Below are 16,495 nucleotides of genomic sequence, written 5' to 3'. Positions count from 1 at the left end.
CGCTTCGCTCGCTCAACGTCCGGGAGCGGGTTGCGGCGTTTCGTCTCGCTTCGCTCGCTCAACGTCCGGGGTAGGTGCGTCGCCACCCTCGGACGTTGAGCGGAGCGAGCGCCAGCGAGCGAAGACGAAACGCGGTGGCCGGGTCGGGCAGGCGTGACTTCATACGAAGGACCAGCACCGGCTCGTCACTGTTGTGTCCGCCCGGCCGCGCGGAGGTCATCCATCACACAAGCGATGGAGACGGAACCAGCAGGGGCTTCAGAGAACTGCGGCGCGCAGCTCGGAGTCGAGCGCGAGCAGCCGCTCTCCCGTCAGGGATGGAGTGAAGGCCGCGAGGTCGAGGACCGTCGCGCCCGGGACATTCGCGCCGAGGAACGCCGCTGCCCCGCCGAGGCGGGCGGTCAACACGTCGCGTGTCGCCGGGGTCGCCAGCAGCTTGGACAGCATGCTGTTCACACCGGGGAAGTCCGACGAGAAATCATCCGCAGCCGGCAGCGGCAGGCGACTCTGCGCGTACAGGTGCTGCTGAGCCGCCCCGAGGAGGTGGTCCGCCGTCGGCTCTCCCTCGAGGGGGAGTCCGAGCCGCTCGTACTGAGAGGGCGGCGCGTCCGCAGCGCGAAGCGCGTCGACCAGCAGTCGGATCATCCGCATCTCGAGCGCGTCGTCGATGATCGGGTGCTGCTGCTCGGGATCGGTGTGGAGGTCGAACAGCAGCGTTCCGAAGGCATACGGGCTGCCGAAGGGCAGGCCCGGCATGCGCAGCACGGGGACGCCCTGCGTGAACGACAGCGGCGGCACGAGCTCGGCATCCTCGAGCTCAGCGGGGCTGAAGCGCGACGCCATATGAGTCGGCATCAGCGTGTGCTCGAAGAGGGGAGCGTTGGCTTCCGTCACAGATGAGCGCATATAGACGTAGCGCCCGTCGGTCACGTTGACGTGGCCGCCGAAGGCGCCGAACAGTCCGCTCTCGCGCACCGGTTCGCCGTCGCGGATGAGGCCTGCGATCGACCTGCCCTGCATGCGCGCGGTTGGCTCGAGGCCGAAGAAGTCCAGCACGGTGGGCCCGAGATCGACCGTCTGCACCAGTTCGTCGCGGCGCTCGCCAGCGACGCCGGCGCGCGGGTCCCAGACGAACAGCGGCGTGTGGATGTTCTCGTCGTACCAGGGCTGAACGTTCTTGCCCCACCACCCGTGCTCGCCGAGCAGGAAGCCGTGGTCGGTGCAGACGATCAGCATGGTGTCGTCCCACATGCCGTTCGCGTCCATGGCGTCGAGCACGCGTCCGAGGGACCGATCGCACATGGTCAGCAGCGCCGAGTACTCCGCGCGGGCGCGCTCGACCTCGTCGGGGGCCTCCGTCGTGCGCTTGTAGTCGGGCCAGTCGAAGACAGGAGCGGGCTCGTCGAGGGGCGAGTAGTGCTTGCGATAGTCCTCGTAAGAGAAGAAGGGCTCGTGCGGGTCGAAGCACTCGATCTGCAGGAACCAGTCCTTGCTCGCGTTCTTGTTCGTCTCGATGAACTCGAGACCCGCGTCGAAGACGAGCGTCTGCGGATGGTCGGCCTCGTTCTGCAGGTACTGCCGGTTGATGAGATCCTGCCGCCAGAGCCCGTGCCGCATCCGCCGGGGGCTTTCGACGTCTTCCGGGTCGTCGACGTGGCCCTTCCATGCGTCGCCCTCCTGGCCGCGGAAGAACTCGTACGTGTTGTAGCGGTTGTGGAAGGTCGCGCCGCCGTCCTCCCAGTAGTGCTGGTGGTCGGTCGTGAGATGCGTGTACACGCCCGACGCCGACAGCATCTCCGGGACCGAGTCGTCGAAGGGCTCGAGCGGTCCCCACGAGCGGTGCAGGAAGTTGTAGCGACCGGTGTGCAGCTCGCGGCGCGCCGGCATGCAGGGCATCGAGCCCGCGTACGCGGTGTCGAACACCACGGTGCGACGAGCCAGGCGCGCGAAGTTCGGGGCGTGGATCCCCTCCGACCCGTAGGGGGGCAGGAAGCGTCTGTTCAGACTGTCGAACAGCACCATGATCGCCTTCACGCGGCACCGCCATCCTTGGTCGTGTCGACGGATGCGGCGAGCAGTTCGTCGAGGTCGAGCATCATCTTCTTGAGCCAGGCGATCCAGGAGTCGATCGACTGCTGGCCGTACTCATTCATGGCGTCGGTCACCAACGCGAGGGCGCGGGTGTCGACCTGCGGATTCGCCTGTTCCGCCTCGAGGTGGTCGAAGGCGCGCGAGCGGCCGCGGTTCTCCGCGACCTGCAGAACGCGCGCGGCGTGCTCTTCCTCCACGAGGAGGCGCGCGCGAGGGGGGTCGATCATCGCTGTGATCCGAAGGCGCATGACGAACTCGGGATTCTGAAACCGTGCAGGCGGAACGTACGCAGACCGCACCCATGACAGCAGCCGCTCGAACCCGGCCGGAGTGAGCTGGTAGAGCTTAGCGTCGGGAGCGCCGTCGCGCGCGTCGACCTCGTGCTCGACGAGCCCGTCGGCTTCCATCCGGTTGAGCTCGCGGTAGATCTGACTCGGATGTCGGTCCAGGCCCAAGAACTTGCCCTCGACGGTCGTCCACTTGCGGATGTCGTAGCCCGTCATCCGGCGCGCCGCGAGGAGTCCCAGGAGCGGAGACTCGAGTTTCATCTGCTCTCCATCGAGGTCAGGCGCCATAGGTGCTTTTGCGACTAGATGCGGAAGAGACTAGCAGAGGTGGCGCGCGATTACGCGCGCCAGCGGATGCCGGGCGGAGCGAGCGCCAGCGAGCGCGGTTGCCCCCACGTCCGGGCGGGTGGTGGCGTTTCGTCTCGCTTCGCTCGCTCAACGTCCGGGGTAGGCCGCGTCGCCGCCGCCGGACGGTGAGCGGAGCGAGCGCCAGCGAGCGCAGACGAAACGCGGTGAGCCGTTGTCGAGAACGGGTCGCGGCGTTTCGTCTCGCTTCGCTCGCTCAACGTCCGGGGTAGGCTGCGTCGCCACCTCGGACGGCGAGCGCAGACGAAACGCGGCGGCCGTTTTCGAGGGCGGGTCGCGGCGTTTCGTCTCGCTTGCTCGCTCAACGCCCGGGTTGGGTGCGGCGAATCAGCCGCGGAGCGCGCTCAGCACGAGATAGGCGGCGCACGCAGCGCCCAGCACCAGGGCGGCGGCGGTCGCGAGCGCCATCGGCCACGCGCCGTGCTCGAGCGAGCCGGTGCGGTTGAGCGACGCATTCGCGCGCTGGTACCCGACGGCAGCGGCGAAGTACGCGGCAACGGCGAGACCCGCGCCGATGAGGCCGACCAGCACGGCGAAGATCCCGGCGACCTCGGCCGTGAAGCGCATCGCGACGAGGCTGCCGAGGCCGAACGACAGGCAGGTGCGCCGCCAGGCGAGGAGCGTCCGCTCGGGCTGCAGGCCCGGGTCGAAGACGGTCTCGCTCACACGAACATCCCGACGGTGACGAGCGCGACGGCGACGATCACGCCGACGACGAGCACCCCGCCCACGCCGAGACCCGGCAGCGGTTTGTTGTTGCGCAGCGCCTTCTCGGTCTGCGACCAGCCGATCCAGGCCTGGATGGCCGCGAGCGTTCCGAGGATGAGGAAGACGCCGGCCGCCGCCAGACGCCACGCCGTCGCCTCGGGGAGGGCGAGCGCCTCGAGCGCGAACGCCCCGGCGTACATGGCGAGCGCCGTGCGCAGCCAGGCGAGGAACGTCCGCTCGTTGGCGAGGCTGAAGCGCGGGTCGGGCTCGTCGCCGTGGCGGTAGACCCGCTGGGGGAATCGATTCATGCCGTGGCCTCCAGGGCGACCGTGCGGAAGCCCGCGTTGCCCATCGACGAGTCGGGGGTGTTCTGCGAGCGTGCGGAGTTGCGGTACCGGTTGCAGTACGAGATGTGGCAGAGGTAGCTGCCGCCGCGCAGCACGCGCACCTGGCCGCGCTCGGGTCCCGTCGGGGCGGTGACAGCGCCGCGCTGGTAGGTGCGGGGGTCGAACCAGTCCTGGCACCACTCCCACACGTTGCCGACCGGCTGCCACAGGCCGTAGCCATTCGGCTCGAACGAGCGGACCGGAGCCGTGGTCAGCCATCCGTCGTCGAGGGTGTTCTCGCGAGGGAACGTCCCCTGCCAGATGTTGGCGCGCCATCCGCCCTCGTCGACCTCGGCGTCGCCCCACGGGTACTTGGCGTCGGCGATGCCACCGCGCGCGGCGTACTCCCACTCGGCCTCGGTGGGGAGGCGCCGCCCGGCCCACGCGCAGTACGTGACCGCGTCGTTCCAGCTGATGTGCACGACCGGATGGTCGGAGAGGCCGTCGAGGTCGGATCGCGATCCGCCGGGGTGGCGCCAGTCGGCGTTCTTGACGCCGAACCACCAGGGGGTGCCGGGCGGCTGGCCGACGATGTCCTCCTCGGGAGCGGCGACGGCGAGGTGGAACACGGCCGAGAAGCCGAACGTCTCCGCCTCGGTGCGGTAGCCGGTATCGTCGACGAACTTCGCGAAGTCGGCGTTCGTGACGGAGGTCGCGTCGATGTCGAATGCGCTCAGGGTCACCGGGTGCAGGGGCGTCTCGCCGTCCTGAGGATTGCGGTCACCAGACGAGTCGCCCATCGTGAAGGTGCCCGCGGGCACGTGCGCCTGCTCGATCGTGTGGCGCCCGGCTCGCGGGGGAGTAGTCGGCTCCACGGGACGCGTTCCAAGCTGCACGAAGGCGCTCCGGCCCGGGGTCCCGCATCCGCAGCCGCATCCTGCACTGTCATCAGTCACGTCTCCACGGTATCCCGCGGCGAGGGACAGCTGCTTCGAAGGACCCTCGTCCACTCCCTGACGGCCTGTTTCTCACGGGCGAAGTGGGTCTTGCAAACTAACTAAGCGCTCGCTAGGTTTCTCCACAGCCAGTCCGCTCAATGAGGAGTTCACAACGATGTTGAATAAGGCGCGACACAAGTTCGCTACCGCGGCCGTCACCGGGATCGCCGTACTGTCGCTCGCACTGACGGGATGCCAATCGGCGGTGCAACAGGAAGACTCCGCCGCCACCGAGACCGCGACCCCGGTCGAGGGAGGCACCCTTGCCATCGCGCAGAGCGGTGATCTGCAGCCTGCCAACCTGCTGGCCGGCCGCGCCGGCAACGCCGCGTGGGCATCCAACGTGTACGAGACGCTCACGAAATACGACGCGGACATGCAGCCCCAGCCGTTGCTGGCCACGGAGTGGACCGTCGCGGATGACAGCATGAGCATCGACATCACCCTCCGCGACGACGTCACCTTCCACTCGGGCAGGACGATGACTGCCGATGACGTCAAGTTCTCGATCGAAGCCGCGGCGGACCCGCAGAACAATTCGCAGGTCGGGTTCATCGCCCGCACCTTCGAATCCATCGACGTGACGAGCCCGACCACGCTCACGATCAACTTCTCCGCCCCGACGCCGACGGTGTTCGACCTCTTCGAGTACGCGTACATCGTCGACCCGGAGACATTCGCCGGGGTTGCCGACGGGTCGCAGCTCATCGGCACGGGTCCGTTCACCTTCGAGAGCTGGTCTCCGGGATCCGAAGCCAAGCTGGCTCGGTATGACGACTACTGGGGAGAGAAGCCGCACCTCGACGGCATCGAGGTCGCGATCATCAGCGACAGCACCGCGATGCTCAATGCGGTGCGCAGCGACCGCACCGACATCGCGATGGCGATGAACCCGATCGACGTCCAGTCACTGGCGTCGAACAGCGCGTACAACATCGTCGACACCGTGAGCTCGGCCTACCCGTTCGGCGTCAACACGACGCAGGCGCCTTTCGACAAGAAGGAGGCCCGCCAGGCCGTCCAGTACGCCATCGACCGCGAGCGCATCGCGTCGCAGGTGTTCGGGGACGCCGCCCGCCCCGTCGACCTCTTCTGGGAGCCGAGCGCGCCGGGCTACCCCGAGGACCTCGCCGAGTGGTACAGCTACGACCCGGAGAAGGCCAAGCAGCTCCTCGAGGAGGCGGGCGCCGTAGGGGCCTCCGTCGAGGTCACCGTGATCGGGCTGCCTTCGAACACCAGCCTCGCCGAAATCGTGCGGAACAACCTCGAGGAGGTCGGGCTCAAGCCGACCATCACGGTGCAGGACCCGACGACCTGGGACCAGAATCAGGTCGCGGGCGAACTAGGGCAGTCGTTCCTGCCCCTGCACGGCACGAATGGTCTGGGCCCGGCCACACTCCTCAACGTGCTGCCCTCGCTGCGCGAGGGCAACCCGTCGAAGTTCTGGCCGGAGGAGTACGTCGAGTTGCGCGACGCTCTCACGACCGCGACCGATGACGACTACGAAGACGCTCTGCACGCGCTCAGCGAGTACATCCTCGAGGAGGCGTTCACCAGCGTCGTCGTCATGGTGGTCGGGCAGATGGTCGAGTCCGTGGATGTGCACGACGCGTCGTACACCGCTCGTGGGTACCTCTACGCCGGTACCGCCTTCATCGACGAGTAGCAGCTCGGTGGCTTCCTCTGCTCACGCAGCGGGGGAAGCCGCCCCATCCTCAAGGATCTCCATGAACAATCACTGCCTGCGGCGAGCGGCCGTGCCGCGAGCCCCGCTCACATATCGAGGAGGGGCGCGCTGATGGTCCGCTTCCTGCTCAGCAAAATTCCCTCGATCCTGCTGGTTCTCGCGGCGACCTCTGTGATCGCTTTCCTGTTGCCCCGTTTCGCCCCCGGAGACCCGGCGCAGACGATCGCAGGCCCAGAGGCGACGCCCGTCCAGGTCGAGGCGATCCGTGCGACCCTGGGGCTCGATCAGCCGCTGATCGCACAGTACTTCACCTGGCTCGGCGGCCTGTTCCGCGGCGAGTTGGGCGTGTCGTACATCTTCAACCGCTCAGTCGCCGAACTCATCGGGAGCCGACTCGAGAGCACGGTCTCGCTCGCACTGCTCGCAGCCGTGTTCATGATCATCATCGGCCTGGCACTGGGGATCCTCGGCGGATCCTCGCAGTCCCGTGCGTCGCGTATCGCCGCGGACGCGGTGAACACGCTGCTGATCGCGACCCCGGCCTTCCTCGTGGGACTGCTGCTCATCGTGCTCTTCGGGGTCACCTGGCGGCTGCTGCCGGTGAGTGGCGAAGTACCACTCACCGAGAACTTCGGCATCGGCATTCAGTACCTCCTGTTGCCTGCTCTGGCCCTGGGCCTTGCCATGGCGCCGGGTATCGCGCGGCTCCTGCAGACCACGATGCTCACCACTCGTGGCGAGGAGTTCGTGGATCTCGCCCGCGCCAAGGGCGCGTCCCCCCGGCGCATCACCTATCGCCACGTGCTGCGCACCAGTCTGGGCGCGGCGGTGGTCGCCATCGGACTTCGAATCGGCGAGCTGTTCGGAGGCGCGATCATCATCGAGGCGATCTTCGCCCGCAGTGGTCTCGGGCAGCTGGCCGTGCAGGCAGTCAACTCCCGCGACTACCAGCTCGTCCAGGTGCTGGTCATGGGCGCCGTGCTCATCGCGGTCGTGTCCCAGCTCGTCACGGAGGTCATCCTGGCTGCCCTTGACCCTCGAGTCAGATTGGACGCTTGACATGCCGAACCCCGATCCCACGACGAACGTCACCGTGCCGTCCACTCAGGTCGTGAGCACGGCGCAGCGTCAGCAGCGCGGGCTGACTCCGAACGCCACCATGCGTCGCTACCTCGCCGCCTTCCGCACCCCGCGCGGATTGGTCGGCCTCGTCATCTTGCTCGCGTTGGTGTTGCTCGCCGTTCTCGCGCCGATCCTGTATCCCGGTGGGTACGACCAGCAGAGCGGCGATTCCTTCCAAGGGCCGAGCGGCTCGCACTTGTTCGGGACTGACGAACTCGGACGGGACATCTTCATCCGCACGGCTTTCGGCCTTCGCATGGACCTGTCGATCATCGTGGTTGCGGTGCCCATCAGCCTGGTCGTCGGCACCGCGCTCGGTCTGGTCGGTGCGCTCTCTCGAATCGCGGGCACGTTCGTGCAGCGCGTGATGGATATCATCCTCGGATTTCCCGGCGTTGTCCTGGGCGTCTGCATCGTGCTGATCATGGGTCCCGGCTGGCCCGCGCTGGTCGTGGCGATCGCCGTGAGCGGCCTGCCGTTGTTCGCTCGTCAGGCTCGCGCCGCGCTGCTCGAGCAGTCTCAGCGCGAATACGTGACCGCAGCACGCACGCTCGGCGTCGGCAAGGGAACGATCCTGGTCCGCCACATCCTGCCCAACGCGGTCGACCCGGTGCTCGTCAACGGAGCCATCTTCGTCGTCGTCGCCATCTTCATCGAAGCGGGTCTGAGCATCATCGGCCTCGGTATCCAGCCGCCGGAGCCCTCGCTCGGCTCGCTGCTGAACGTGGGGATCCGCTTCATCGAGCAGGCTCCGATGTACATCATCGGCCCCACGCTGTTCCTCATCCTGCTGTCGATGTCGTTCAGCCTCATTTCCGACGCTCTCAACGGAACGGTAAACCGCAAATGATCCGTGACACCACCTCGCCAGCACCGGTGCTGCGCGTGGAAGACCTTCAGGTCACCTTCGACCTGCCCGACGGTCCGCTCAAGGCGGTCGACGGCGTCAGCTTCGACCTCGCTCCCGGCCAGATCCTCGGTATCGTCGGCGAATCGGGCTCGGGCAAATCGGTGACCTCCAAAGCGCTGATGCGGATGCTGCGTCACCCTGGCCGTGTCGCCGGCGGCCGGATCGAGCTGCATGGCCGTGACGTCCTCGCGCTCGGCGAGAAGGACATGCTCGACGTGCGCGGCAAGGAGATCGCCATGATCTTCCAAGACCCGCAGGCCGCGCTGAATCCCGTCATGCGCATCAAGGACCAGATCACCGAGGCGATGCGAATTCACGGCGTCGAGCGCGACGCCGCGGCGCGGCGGGCGATCGAGCTGTTGGAGAAGGTGGGTATCCCCAACCCGGAGGAGGCGGCGGAGAAATTCCCGCACCAGTTCTCCGGCGGCATGCGGCAACGCGTGGTGATCGCGATCGCGCTGGCCAACGATCCGGCCGTGCTGATCGCGGACGAGCCGACGACCGCGCTCGACGTGACGATCCAGGCCCAGATCCTCGACCTGCTCCGGCGCCTGCGGGACGATCTCGGTATCGCGATCGTGTTCATCACGCACGACATGGGGGTCGTCGCCGAGCTCTGCGACGACGTCGTCGTGATGTACAAGGGGGGCATCGTCGAGCGCGGCCCCGTCCGCCAGGTGCTGCGCTCGCCGCGGGAGCCTTACACGATCGGACTGATGTCGGCGATCCCGAAGATGGATTCGCCGCTCCGAAACGATCAGCCGACCGCGAAGGCTGCGCCGGTGCTCGAGTTGCAGGGACTGCGGGTGAACGTGAACACGCAGCGCCGGAGCCTGTTCCGTGCCCCCGCGCCGTTCTATGCCGTCGATGGGGTGTCTCTGCACGTTGCGGCCGGCGAGACTCTCGCCCTCGTGGGCGAGTCCGGGTGCGGGAAGTCCACGCTCTCGCGCACCATCGTCGGCATCAACCGGCCGGCGGAGGGGAAGATCCTCGTCCATGGGAAGGACATCGCGCACATCGACGCCGAGGAGGAGCGTGCCGTGACGCGCGCAGTCCAGTACGTGTTCCAGGATCCCTACTCCTCCCTCAACCCCCGGCGGACAGCAGGGCAGTCGCTGGAGGAAGCGCTGAGCATCGCAGGCGTTCCCCGCCGCGACATTCGCGCGCGCAGCATCGAGCTGCTCAACCGGGTCAGCCTCGGCCCCGAACACTTCGACCGTTACCCGTGGGCGTTCTCGGGGGGTCAGCGGCAGCGCATCGGCATCGCCCGCGCACTCGCCTCCGACCCCCAACTGCTGATCCTCGACGAGCCCGTTTCGGCGCTGGACGTCTCCATCCAGGCTCAGATCCTGGATCTGCTGCGAGAACTTCAGGACGAATACGGTCTCGCGTACCTCTTCATCTCCCACGACCTCGCCGTGGTGCGCGAGATCAGCCACCGGGTCGCCGTGATGCGAAAGGGGAAGATCGTGGAGACTGGCACGACCGCAGAGGTCTACGGCGACCCACAGCACGAGTACACCCGCACACTGTTGGCGGCGACCCCCGACCTGGACAAGGCGATGGCATGACCCTCGCACTTACTCGACAGCGATCCACGGGGACGACATGACCGAGGCGCGCAGACCGACGGAAGTGCAACGTCGGAGCAGGCCGGGCGTCACCGCCCGGCCGCGCGGGGAGGAGCGTCGGAAGGAGATTCTCACCACGGCGATGAGCCTGTTCGCGCGCGGCGGCTTCCACTCGGTCAGCCTCGCCGACATCGCGCGCGAGGTCGGTATCACGCAGGCCGGGATTCTGCACTACTTTCCCACGAAAGCCGCCCTGCTCATCGCCGTCCTGCAGGAGCGCGATGAGCAGAACGCCGCGGCACGCGACATCCTGGAAGCGGCCGGGGCGACGCCCCTGGAAGCGTATGTCGAGATGCTCGCCGAGAACGATCGGCATCCGGAGCTCGTGCAGCTGTTCGTGATCCTCGCGGCCGAGAGCACGGCTCACGACCACCCCGGGCACGCCTGGTTCCAGCGCCGGAACGAGAATCTCGTCGAGATGTTCACCCGGTGGATGTCGGAGGCGATCGATGAGTCCAGGTTGCCGCAAGGGATCGACGCCGAGACATTGGCGCGCTGGATGCTCGCGCTGTCTCACGGATTGGGTGCCCAATGGGTCTTCGACCCCCGGTCGTTCGACCGTGGTGGGTCCGTCGCTCTCTTCCTCGATTTCCTCAAGCCCTACATGCACGCAGCCGACCATGTTCCTGCACCGGCTGCTGGCCCCTCCCCGCGAAAGGCCTGACATGACCCGCCCCAATGTCATCATCATCCTCGCCGACGACCTCGGGTTCTCCGACATCGGCCCCTTCGGCGGTGAGATCGACACCCCCTCGCTCGAGCGCCTCGCCGCACGAGGTGTGCGCATGACCTCGTACTATGTCACGCCCCGCTGCTCACCCTCGCGTGCCGCTCTGCTAACGGGCCACCACCCACACTCCGTCGGTATCGGCGTGCTCACCGCCGACGACCGCCCGAACGGCTATCCCGGCTCACTCAGCACGGAGGTCCCGACCCTGGCTGAGAGGCTCAAGAATGAGGGCTACGCCACGGGGATCTTCGGCAAGTGGCACCTAGCGAGTGAGATGCGAGAGCCGAGCGACACGTGGCCGACGCGGCGCGGGTTCGACGAGTTCCGTGGCATCCTGCCTGGCGCGACCAGCTATTACCGCCCACCGCTCATGCAGAACGAGCAGCAGGTCCCGGACACGGCCTTGCCCGAGAGCTTCTACCTCACCGACGACATCACCGCCAGCGGCGTCGATTTCGTCCGTCGGCACGCGGCGCAGCAGGATCCCTTTCTGCTCTGCCTGACGTACACGGCACCCCACTGGCCTCTTCATGCCGCGGAGCAGGACATCGCGAAGTACCGAGAGCGGTTCACGGGGGGCTGGGCGCGGGCACGCGAAGACCGACTGCGGCGGCTTGAAGAGATCGGCATCATTCCCGGCGCCGCCGCGTTGCCGGACTCGACAGCACTGCCCGAGTGGCCGGAGGATCACCGGGAGTGGCAGGTCGAGCGGATGGCCGTCTACGCCGCTCAGGTTGAGGCGCTCGATCGGGGCGTCGGCCGGATCCTGGACGCGCTCGCCGACAGCAGCGTCGAGGAAGACACGCTCGTGCTCTTCTTCTCGGACAACGGAGGGTGTGCCGAGGAGCTGCCCCCGGGACTCAAGGCGTTCAACGAGCTTGTCTGCCCGCCGCAGACGCGCTCCGGCGAGACTGTCCTGGTCGGGAACGACCCCGAGGTCATGCCCGGCGCCGCCGACACCTACCAGAGCTACGGCGAACAATGGGCCACCGTATCGAACGCCCCGTTCCGCATGTGGAAGCGCTGGGTGCACGAGGGAGGCATCTCCACCCCCTTCATCGCAAGTTGGCCAGCGGGCGGTGTGAACGCGAACGGCGACATCAGCCGAGCTCCCGGCCACGTCATCGACATCGTGCCCACGGTGCTCGACGCGCTCGGGCTTCCGTCCGACACCGAGGGTGAAAGCCTCCTCGATCACTGGCGAAACCCCAGCGGCGAGGGCGGTGAGCGTCTTCTGCACTGGGAGCACATCGGCAACGCTGCCGTTCGTCGTGGCGACTGGAAGCTCGTGCGCGAATGGGGTGGTAACTGGGAACTGTACGACATGGCGACCGACCGAATCGAGTCGCGGAACCTCGCTGCTGAGCGCCCCGACCTCGTCCGGGAGCTCGTCGCGGAGTACGAGTCCTGGGCGAGCGCGCACGACGTGATCCCGTGGCAGGACGTCCTCTCGAATCACGCCGCTCGCGGCCTCGCGCCGCGGCGAGCGGAAGGGTGACGCGATGACCGGAGCGCGAAGACTCCACGGCAGCTGTTCTGCGCGCCCACGGAGGCCGACGGGAGATGCGAAATGACGCGGGACCTCATCTTGTGGATCCTCGCGGATGAGCTGCGCGCTGACGCCTTGAGTTGTTACGGCACTCCCCACCCCGCCATCCGCACGCCCAACATCGACCGGCTCGCTCGCTCCGGCGTGCTCTTCGACAATGCGTACACGGCGTCCCCTGTATGTGTGCCGGCCCGCGTCAGCATGGCCACGGGACTGAGGCCCGACCAGTCGGGAGTGTGGGGCAACGAGGCGTACGTGCCCGATTACCCCCTCGAGCGGGGCATCCTCACGTTCACCGAGCATCTCGCTGACGCCGGGTGGCGGACGGCATCCTTCGGCAAGGAGCACGTGCCGCCCGCTATGCACCCGTGGCAAGCGGACGACCACGCGGGCTCGGATATGCGTGAACTCCTCGAGGGAGCGGAGGCCGAATCGGTCGTGCGCACGCCTGGGCTAGGGTTCGTCGTCGCCGGCACCTGGCCTTCCGATCGGCCGTATCCGCCCGAAGCCATCACCGCTGGGACGATCGCTGCCATGCGCGACGCCGAGGGCCCGCTTCTCGTGCGCGCGTCCTACCTGCAGCCGCACACGCCGGTGATCGTGCCCGAGCCATGGGCGAGCAAGTATGCGGGGTTGCCATTCCCGACCGCCCCGAGACAGGACCCTGCGGACAGCGGTTTCGAGCGACGCTTCGCGGAGATCAACCGCGGTGCAGCCATGTCGCCCGAGGAGTTCCGCCGGGCGCAGGTTGCCTACTTCGGCGCCGTCGCCTGGCTGGACGAGCAGGTGAGGGTGCTCATGCAGGCCATCGAGGAGATCTCGGAGCTCGGTCGGGTCACCATCCTGCTCACCGCCGACCATGGCGCGCACCTCGGTGAGGACGGGGCTTACGGCAAGCACACGTTCGCCCCCGCGAGCTCGCGCATCCCGCTGATCGTGTCCGGCCACGGCACTGGCCAAGGAGGCATCCGCAGGTCGGACCTCGCATCCAACGCCGACGTCGCACGGACCCTGCTCGCCGCCGCCGGCGTGCCAGCTCCCGCATCGATCGGCGGGCGGGATCTCTTCGCCGATCCGGAGCCGGAGTACCTCATCAGCGGCATCGGCTACGGAGCGGCAGGCAGCCGAGCTTTTCCGAACCTCGCCGCAGGCACCGGGCAAGGCGGATCCGGGTGGCCGCAGCGAGTCTGCGTCCGGACCGCTCGGTACCGGCTCGACCTCACGGCCCGTCTCGATGGTGCGGGCACCGACTCGGGGAGCCACGACGCCTTCCTCGCCGATCGGGTCATCGACCCCTGGGAACGCAGCAATCTGATCGGCGTGGATGCCTATGAGGAGATCGCAGAGCGTCTCACGAGCGTCGCCCATGAGACGAGCGAGCAGGCCACTCTGCCGTCCGACGACGCCGTCTTTGCGCAGTTCAGCGCGCCGGGCGGGATGGAGTGCCGTCCGGACTGACGAGCGCCGGCAGGTGTTGGATCGGGTCCCAGCGTGGTGCGGAGCGACCAGCAGGATCGCCTCAAACGATTGAGATTTGTACTCAAACGTTTGAGTGCGTACTCTGACGGAGCCCGCTCAACGGAGAGGTTCTTTCAGAGATGACACAGGCAACAGACGCGCGCCCGCGCGTCACCCCCCGCGCCTTCGGATGGCGCGACCGCGTCGGCTACATGTTCGGCGACCTCGGCAACGACTTCACCTTCATCTTCGCCTCGGCGTATCTGATGGTGTACTTCACCAACGTGGCGGGGCTGAACCCCGCCCACGTCGGAACCCTCTTCCTCGCCGCGCGCCTCATCGACGCGTTCACCGACGTCGGATGGGGTCGCTTCCTCGACCGCCACCGGCCGAGCCCGCAGGGGCGCTTCCGCGTCTGGATCGCGCGCATGGCCATCCCCGTGGCGGTCGCGAGCGCGCTCATGTACGCGCCGTTCGTCGCGGACTGGGACTACGGCGTCAAGCTCACGTACGCCGCCGTGACCTACCTCCTCTGGGGGTCGATCTGCTACACGACGACGAACATCTCGTACGGCTCGATGGCCTCGGTCATCTCCGACGAGCCGGTCAACCGCGCGTCGCTGTCGGTCTTCCGCGGGCTCGGCGCCAACATCGCGGGCCTGTCGGTCTCGCTGCTGCCGCCGCTGTTCATCTACGCGACGATCGACGGCACCTCGCAGGTCGTGCCGGGGCGGTTCTTCGTCACGGCGATCATCTTCTCCGTGTTCGCGGCGCTGTTCTACTTCCTCTGCTACGCCGGGGTGCGTGAGCGCATCCAGGCGCTCCCCGTCGCCCAGCCCCGGAGCTTCGGCTCGCTGCTGCGGCAGCTCGTCAGCAGCCGCCCGCTGCTCACGCTCATCGTCGCCAACGTCGTCATCATGCTCGCGAGCCTCTTCGTCGCGACGATGGCCGCGTACCTGTGGCTCTACCACTTCAACAACGGCGCCATGTCGGGGCCCGCGCAGCTGACGACCTACCTGCCCGGACTCCTCCTCGCGCCGTTCGCCGCGCGCCTCGCAGGTCGCTTCGGCAAGAAGGAGGTGCTCGTCGTCGCGCTCTTCGGCACGGCGGCGATCTACCTCGCGCTCTTCTTCCTGCACGTGCAGCAGCCGTGGGTCTTCATCCTCCTGAACCTGCTCGCCGGCTTCGGCATCGGCTTCTACAACCTGCTGATCTGGGCGGTCGTGGGCGACATCATCGACGCCGAGGAGGTCCGCAGCGGCCACCGCGACGATGGCTCCGTGTACGCGATCAACACCTGGGCGCGCAAGGTCGGCCAGGCGGTCGCCGGCGGCGTCGGCGGCTACGCGCTCGCCGTCATCGGCTTCCAGTCGGCCGCGCCCACGCAGGACGTCTCGACCGTGGACGGCATCTACACGTTCTCGACGCTCGCCCCGGCCGTGCTCTACGCGGTCGCCGCGGTCATCCTGCTGACGTTCCCCCTGGGGCGCGCCCGCGTGGTGGAGAATGTCGCGGTGCTCGAGCGCCGTCGGCTCAGCAAGCTCGAGGAGCTCGGAGACCGGTGATGCGCCCGACGCTGAAGGATGTGGCCAGTCGCGCCGGTGTATCGGTGTCGACAGTCTCCTACGCTCTGAACGACGCGTCGAAGATCGCGCTGTCGACGGACACGCGCGACCGCGTCAAGCGGATCGCGAAGGAGATCGGCTACATCCCCAACAGCGTCGCGCAGTCCCTCCGGGCACGCGCGAGCCGGAGTGTCGGGATGCTCGTGACGAAGCCGCTCACGAATCCGCGGTACGCCGCGATCGTGCAGGGCGCGAGCGCTGCGCTCGCCGCCCAGCGGATGCACCTCACGATCGTCTCCGACCCCTCCGGCGACGCGTACCTCGACGACTACCGCAGCGGCCGCCTCGACGGACTCGTCTTCGTCGGCCACGACGACGAGTCGGTGCCCGAGACCATCCTCGAGGCGGCCCAGCGGGATGGCCTGCCGCTGGTCGCGCTCGACTGCGGCCTTCCGGATGGCGACGCCTGGCATTCCAGCGTCGACTTCGACTACGCGCGGGGCGCGGCGGAGATGGTCGCGGCGCTCGCCGACCGCGGCATCCGCTCGGTCGTGCACGTGCGACCGGATGTGTCCTCCCGCGCGGAGCGGCTGCGGGAGGCGGCGCTGGCGAAGGCCATCGCCGCTCGCCCTGGCATCTCGCGGAAGGTCGTGTCGACCGGTCTGACCGACGAGCTCCTCCGTGAGTTCGAGCGCGGTCCGGCGGCGGGACTTCGGTACGGCCCCGAACTCGGAGCTCGCATCGACGCCGCACTCGCGGAGCTTCCCGGTGAAGACCGCGAGCTCGCGGTGCTCTGCTCGTGGGGTGCCGACGTCGAGCCGACGATGGCCTCCCGCCGCCTGCGCGAGGGCGGCATCCTCGTCGCCGCCCTCGCCGCGGGCTCGCTGTCGCCAAGCGTCTGGCCGCATCTGCTCTATTCGCGCCTGCCGCTCGAGCGCGCGGGCGCCGAGAGCGCGCGGCTCGTCATGCAGGTGCTCGCGGGAGACGCGCATGAGCATCTCGTGCTCGCGCCGGACCTCGACGACCCGGCCCCGGCCATCCGCGAGCCCTGACCGGCCACCAGCCAC

The 16,495-nt window shown here is 68.0% G+C and carries 14 protein-coding genes; 9 read left to right on the top strand and 5 right to left on the bottom strand.

Going from position 1 to position 16,495, the window contains the following annotated elements:
* Positions 1-258: 258 nt before the first annotated feature.
* The 5 genes from QWJ90_RS11735 to QWJ90_RS11715 all read right to left on the bottom strand — a co-directional run bounded on the left by QWJ90_RS11735 (position 259) and on the right by QWJ90_RS11715 (position 4,599).
* Positions 259-2,034 (bottom strand): sulfatase, encoded by a 1,776-nt coding sequence (locus QWJ90_RS11735; RefSeq protein ID WP_290108029.1) that lies wholly within the window; start codon positions 2,032-2,034, stop codon positions 259-261.
* Positions 2,031-2,639 (bottom strand): PadR family transcriptional regulator, encoded by a 609-nt coding sequence (locus QWJ90_RS11730; RefSeq protein WP_290108028.1) that lies wholly within the window; start codon positions 2,637-2,639, stop codon positions 2,031-2,033. Before QWJ90_RS11730 ends, QWJ90_RS11735 begins: the two co-directional genes overlap by 4 nt.
* 432 nt (positions 2,640-3,071) lie before the next feature.
* Entirely contained in the window at positions 3,072-3,410 is a 339-nt protein-coding gene (locus QWJ90_RS11725) for a DUF202 domain-containing protein (protein WP_290108027.1), read from the bottom strand.
* A complete protein-coding gene (locus QWJ90_RS11720) occupies positions 3,407-3,760 on the bottom strand; it encodes a YidH family protein (RefSeq protein ID WP_290108026.1) in 354 nt (117 codons plus the stop codon). Before QWJ90_RS11720 ends, QWJ90_RS11725 begins: the two co-directional genes overlap by 4 nt.
* Positions 3,757-4,599: a formylglycine-generating enzyme family protein gene (locus QWJ90_RS11715; RefSeq protein ID WP_436836702.1), complete on the bottom strand. Its 843-nt coding sequence runs from the start codon at positions 4,597-4,599 to the stop codon at positions 3,757-3,759. The genes QWJ90_RS11720 and QWJ90_RS11715 overlap by 4 nt, the downstream gene beginning before the upstream one ends.
* Before the next feature lie 382 nt (positions 4,600-4,981).
* Between QWJ90_RS11715 and QWJ90_RS11710 the strand changes: the two genes are divergently transcribed.
* From QWJ90_RS11710 to QWJ90_RS11670, 9 genes are all read left to right on the top strand, one after another.
* A complete protein-coding gene (locus tag QWJ90_RS11710) occupies positions 4,982-6,442 on the top strand; it encodes an ABC transporter substrate-binding protein (protein ID WP_290108023.1) in 1,461 nt (486 codons plus the stop codon).
* Positions 6,443-6,574: 132 nt separating this feature from the next.
* Positions 6,575-7,522: an ABC transporter permease gene (locus QWJ90_RS11705; RefSeq protein WP_290108021.1), complete on the top strand. Its 948-nt coding sequence runs from the start codon at positions 6,575-6,577 to the stop codon at positions 7,520-7,522.
* Position 7,523: 1 nt separating this feature from the next.
* Positions 7,524-8,435 (top strand): ABC transporter permease, encoded by a 912-nt coding sequence (locus QWJ90_RS11700; RefSeq protein WP_290108020.1) that lies wholly within the window; start codon positions 7,524-7,526, stop codon positions 8,433-8,435.
* Positions 8,432-10,066, top strand: coding sequence for an ABC transporter ATP-binding protein (locus QWJ90_RS11695; protein WP_290108019.1), 1,635 nt, complete (start codon positions 8,432-8,434; stop codon positions 10,064-10,066). Before QWJ90_RS11700 ends, QWJ90_RS11695 begins: the two co-directional genes overlap by 4 nt.
* 37 nt (positions 10,067-10,103) lie before the next feature.
* On the top strand, positions 10,104-10,790 hold the full coding sequence (locus tag QWJ90_RS11690) for a TetR/AcrR family transcriptional regulator (RefSeq protein ID WP_290108018.1): 687 nt from the start codon (positions 10,104-10,106) through the stop codon (positions 10,788-10,790).
* Position 10,791: 1 nt separating this feature from the next.
* Positions 10,792-12,354, top strand: coding sequence for an arylsulfatase (locus QWJ90_RS11685; protein WP_290108017.1), 1,563 nt, complete (start codon positions 10,792-10,794; stop codon positions 12,352-12,354).
* Between the two features lie 72 nt (positions 12,355-12,426).
* A complete protein-coding gene (locus QWJ90_RS11680) occupies positions 12,427-13,863 on the top strand; it encodes a sulfatase-like hydrolase/transferase (protein ID WP_290108016.1) in 1,437 nt (478 codons plus the stop codon).
* Between the two features lie 140 nt (positions 13,864-14,003).
* Positions 14,004-15,428 carry an MFS transporter gene (locus QWJ90_RS11675; protein ID WP_290108015.1) on the top strand — a complete coding sequence of 475 codons (1,425 nt, stop codon included), beginning with the start codon at positions 14,004-14,006 and terminating at the stop codon, positions 15,426-15,428.
* Complete coding sequence (locus QWJ90_RS11670; protein ID WP_290108074.1) at positions 15,428-16,480, top strand: LacI family DNA-binding transcriptional regulator; 1,053 nt, start codon at positions 15,428-15,430, stop codon at positions 16,478-16,480. The genes QWJ90_RS11675 and QWJ90_RS11670 overlap by 1 nt, the downstream gene beginning before the upstream one ends.
* Positions 16,481-16,495 lie beyond the last annotated feature (15 nt).

Origin of the sequence: Microbacterium oryzae (assembly GCF_030406385.1) — a bacterium.
Lineage (GTDB): Bacteria > Actinomycetota > Actinomycetes > Actinomycetales > Microbacteriaceae > Microbacterium > Microbacterium oryzae_A.
The sequence above is the reverse complement of the archived record's forward strand: the minus strand, read 5'-3'. Positions and strand labels throughout refer to the sequence as shown.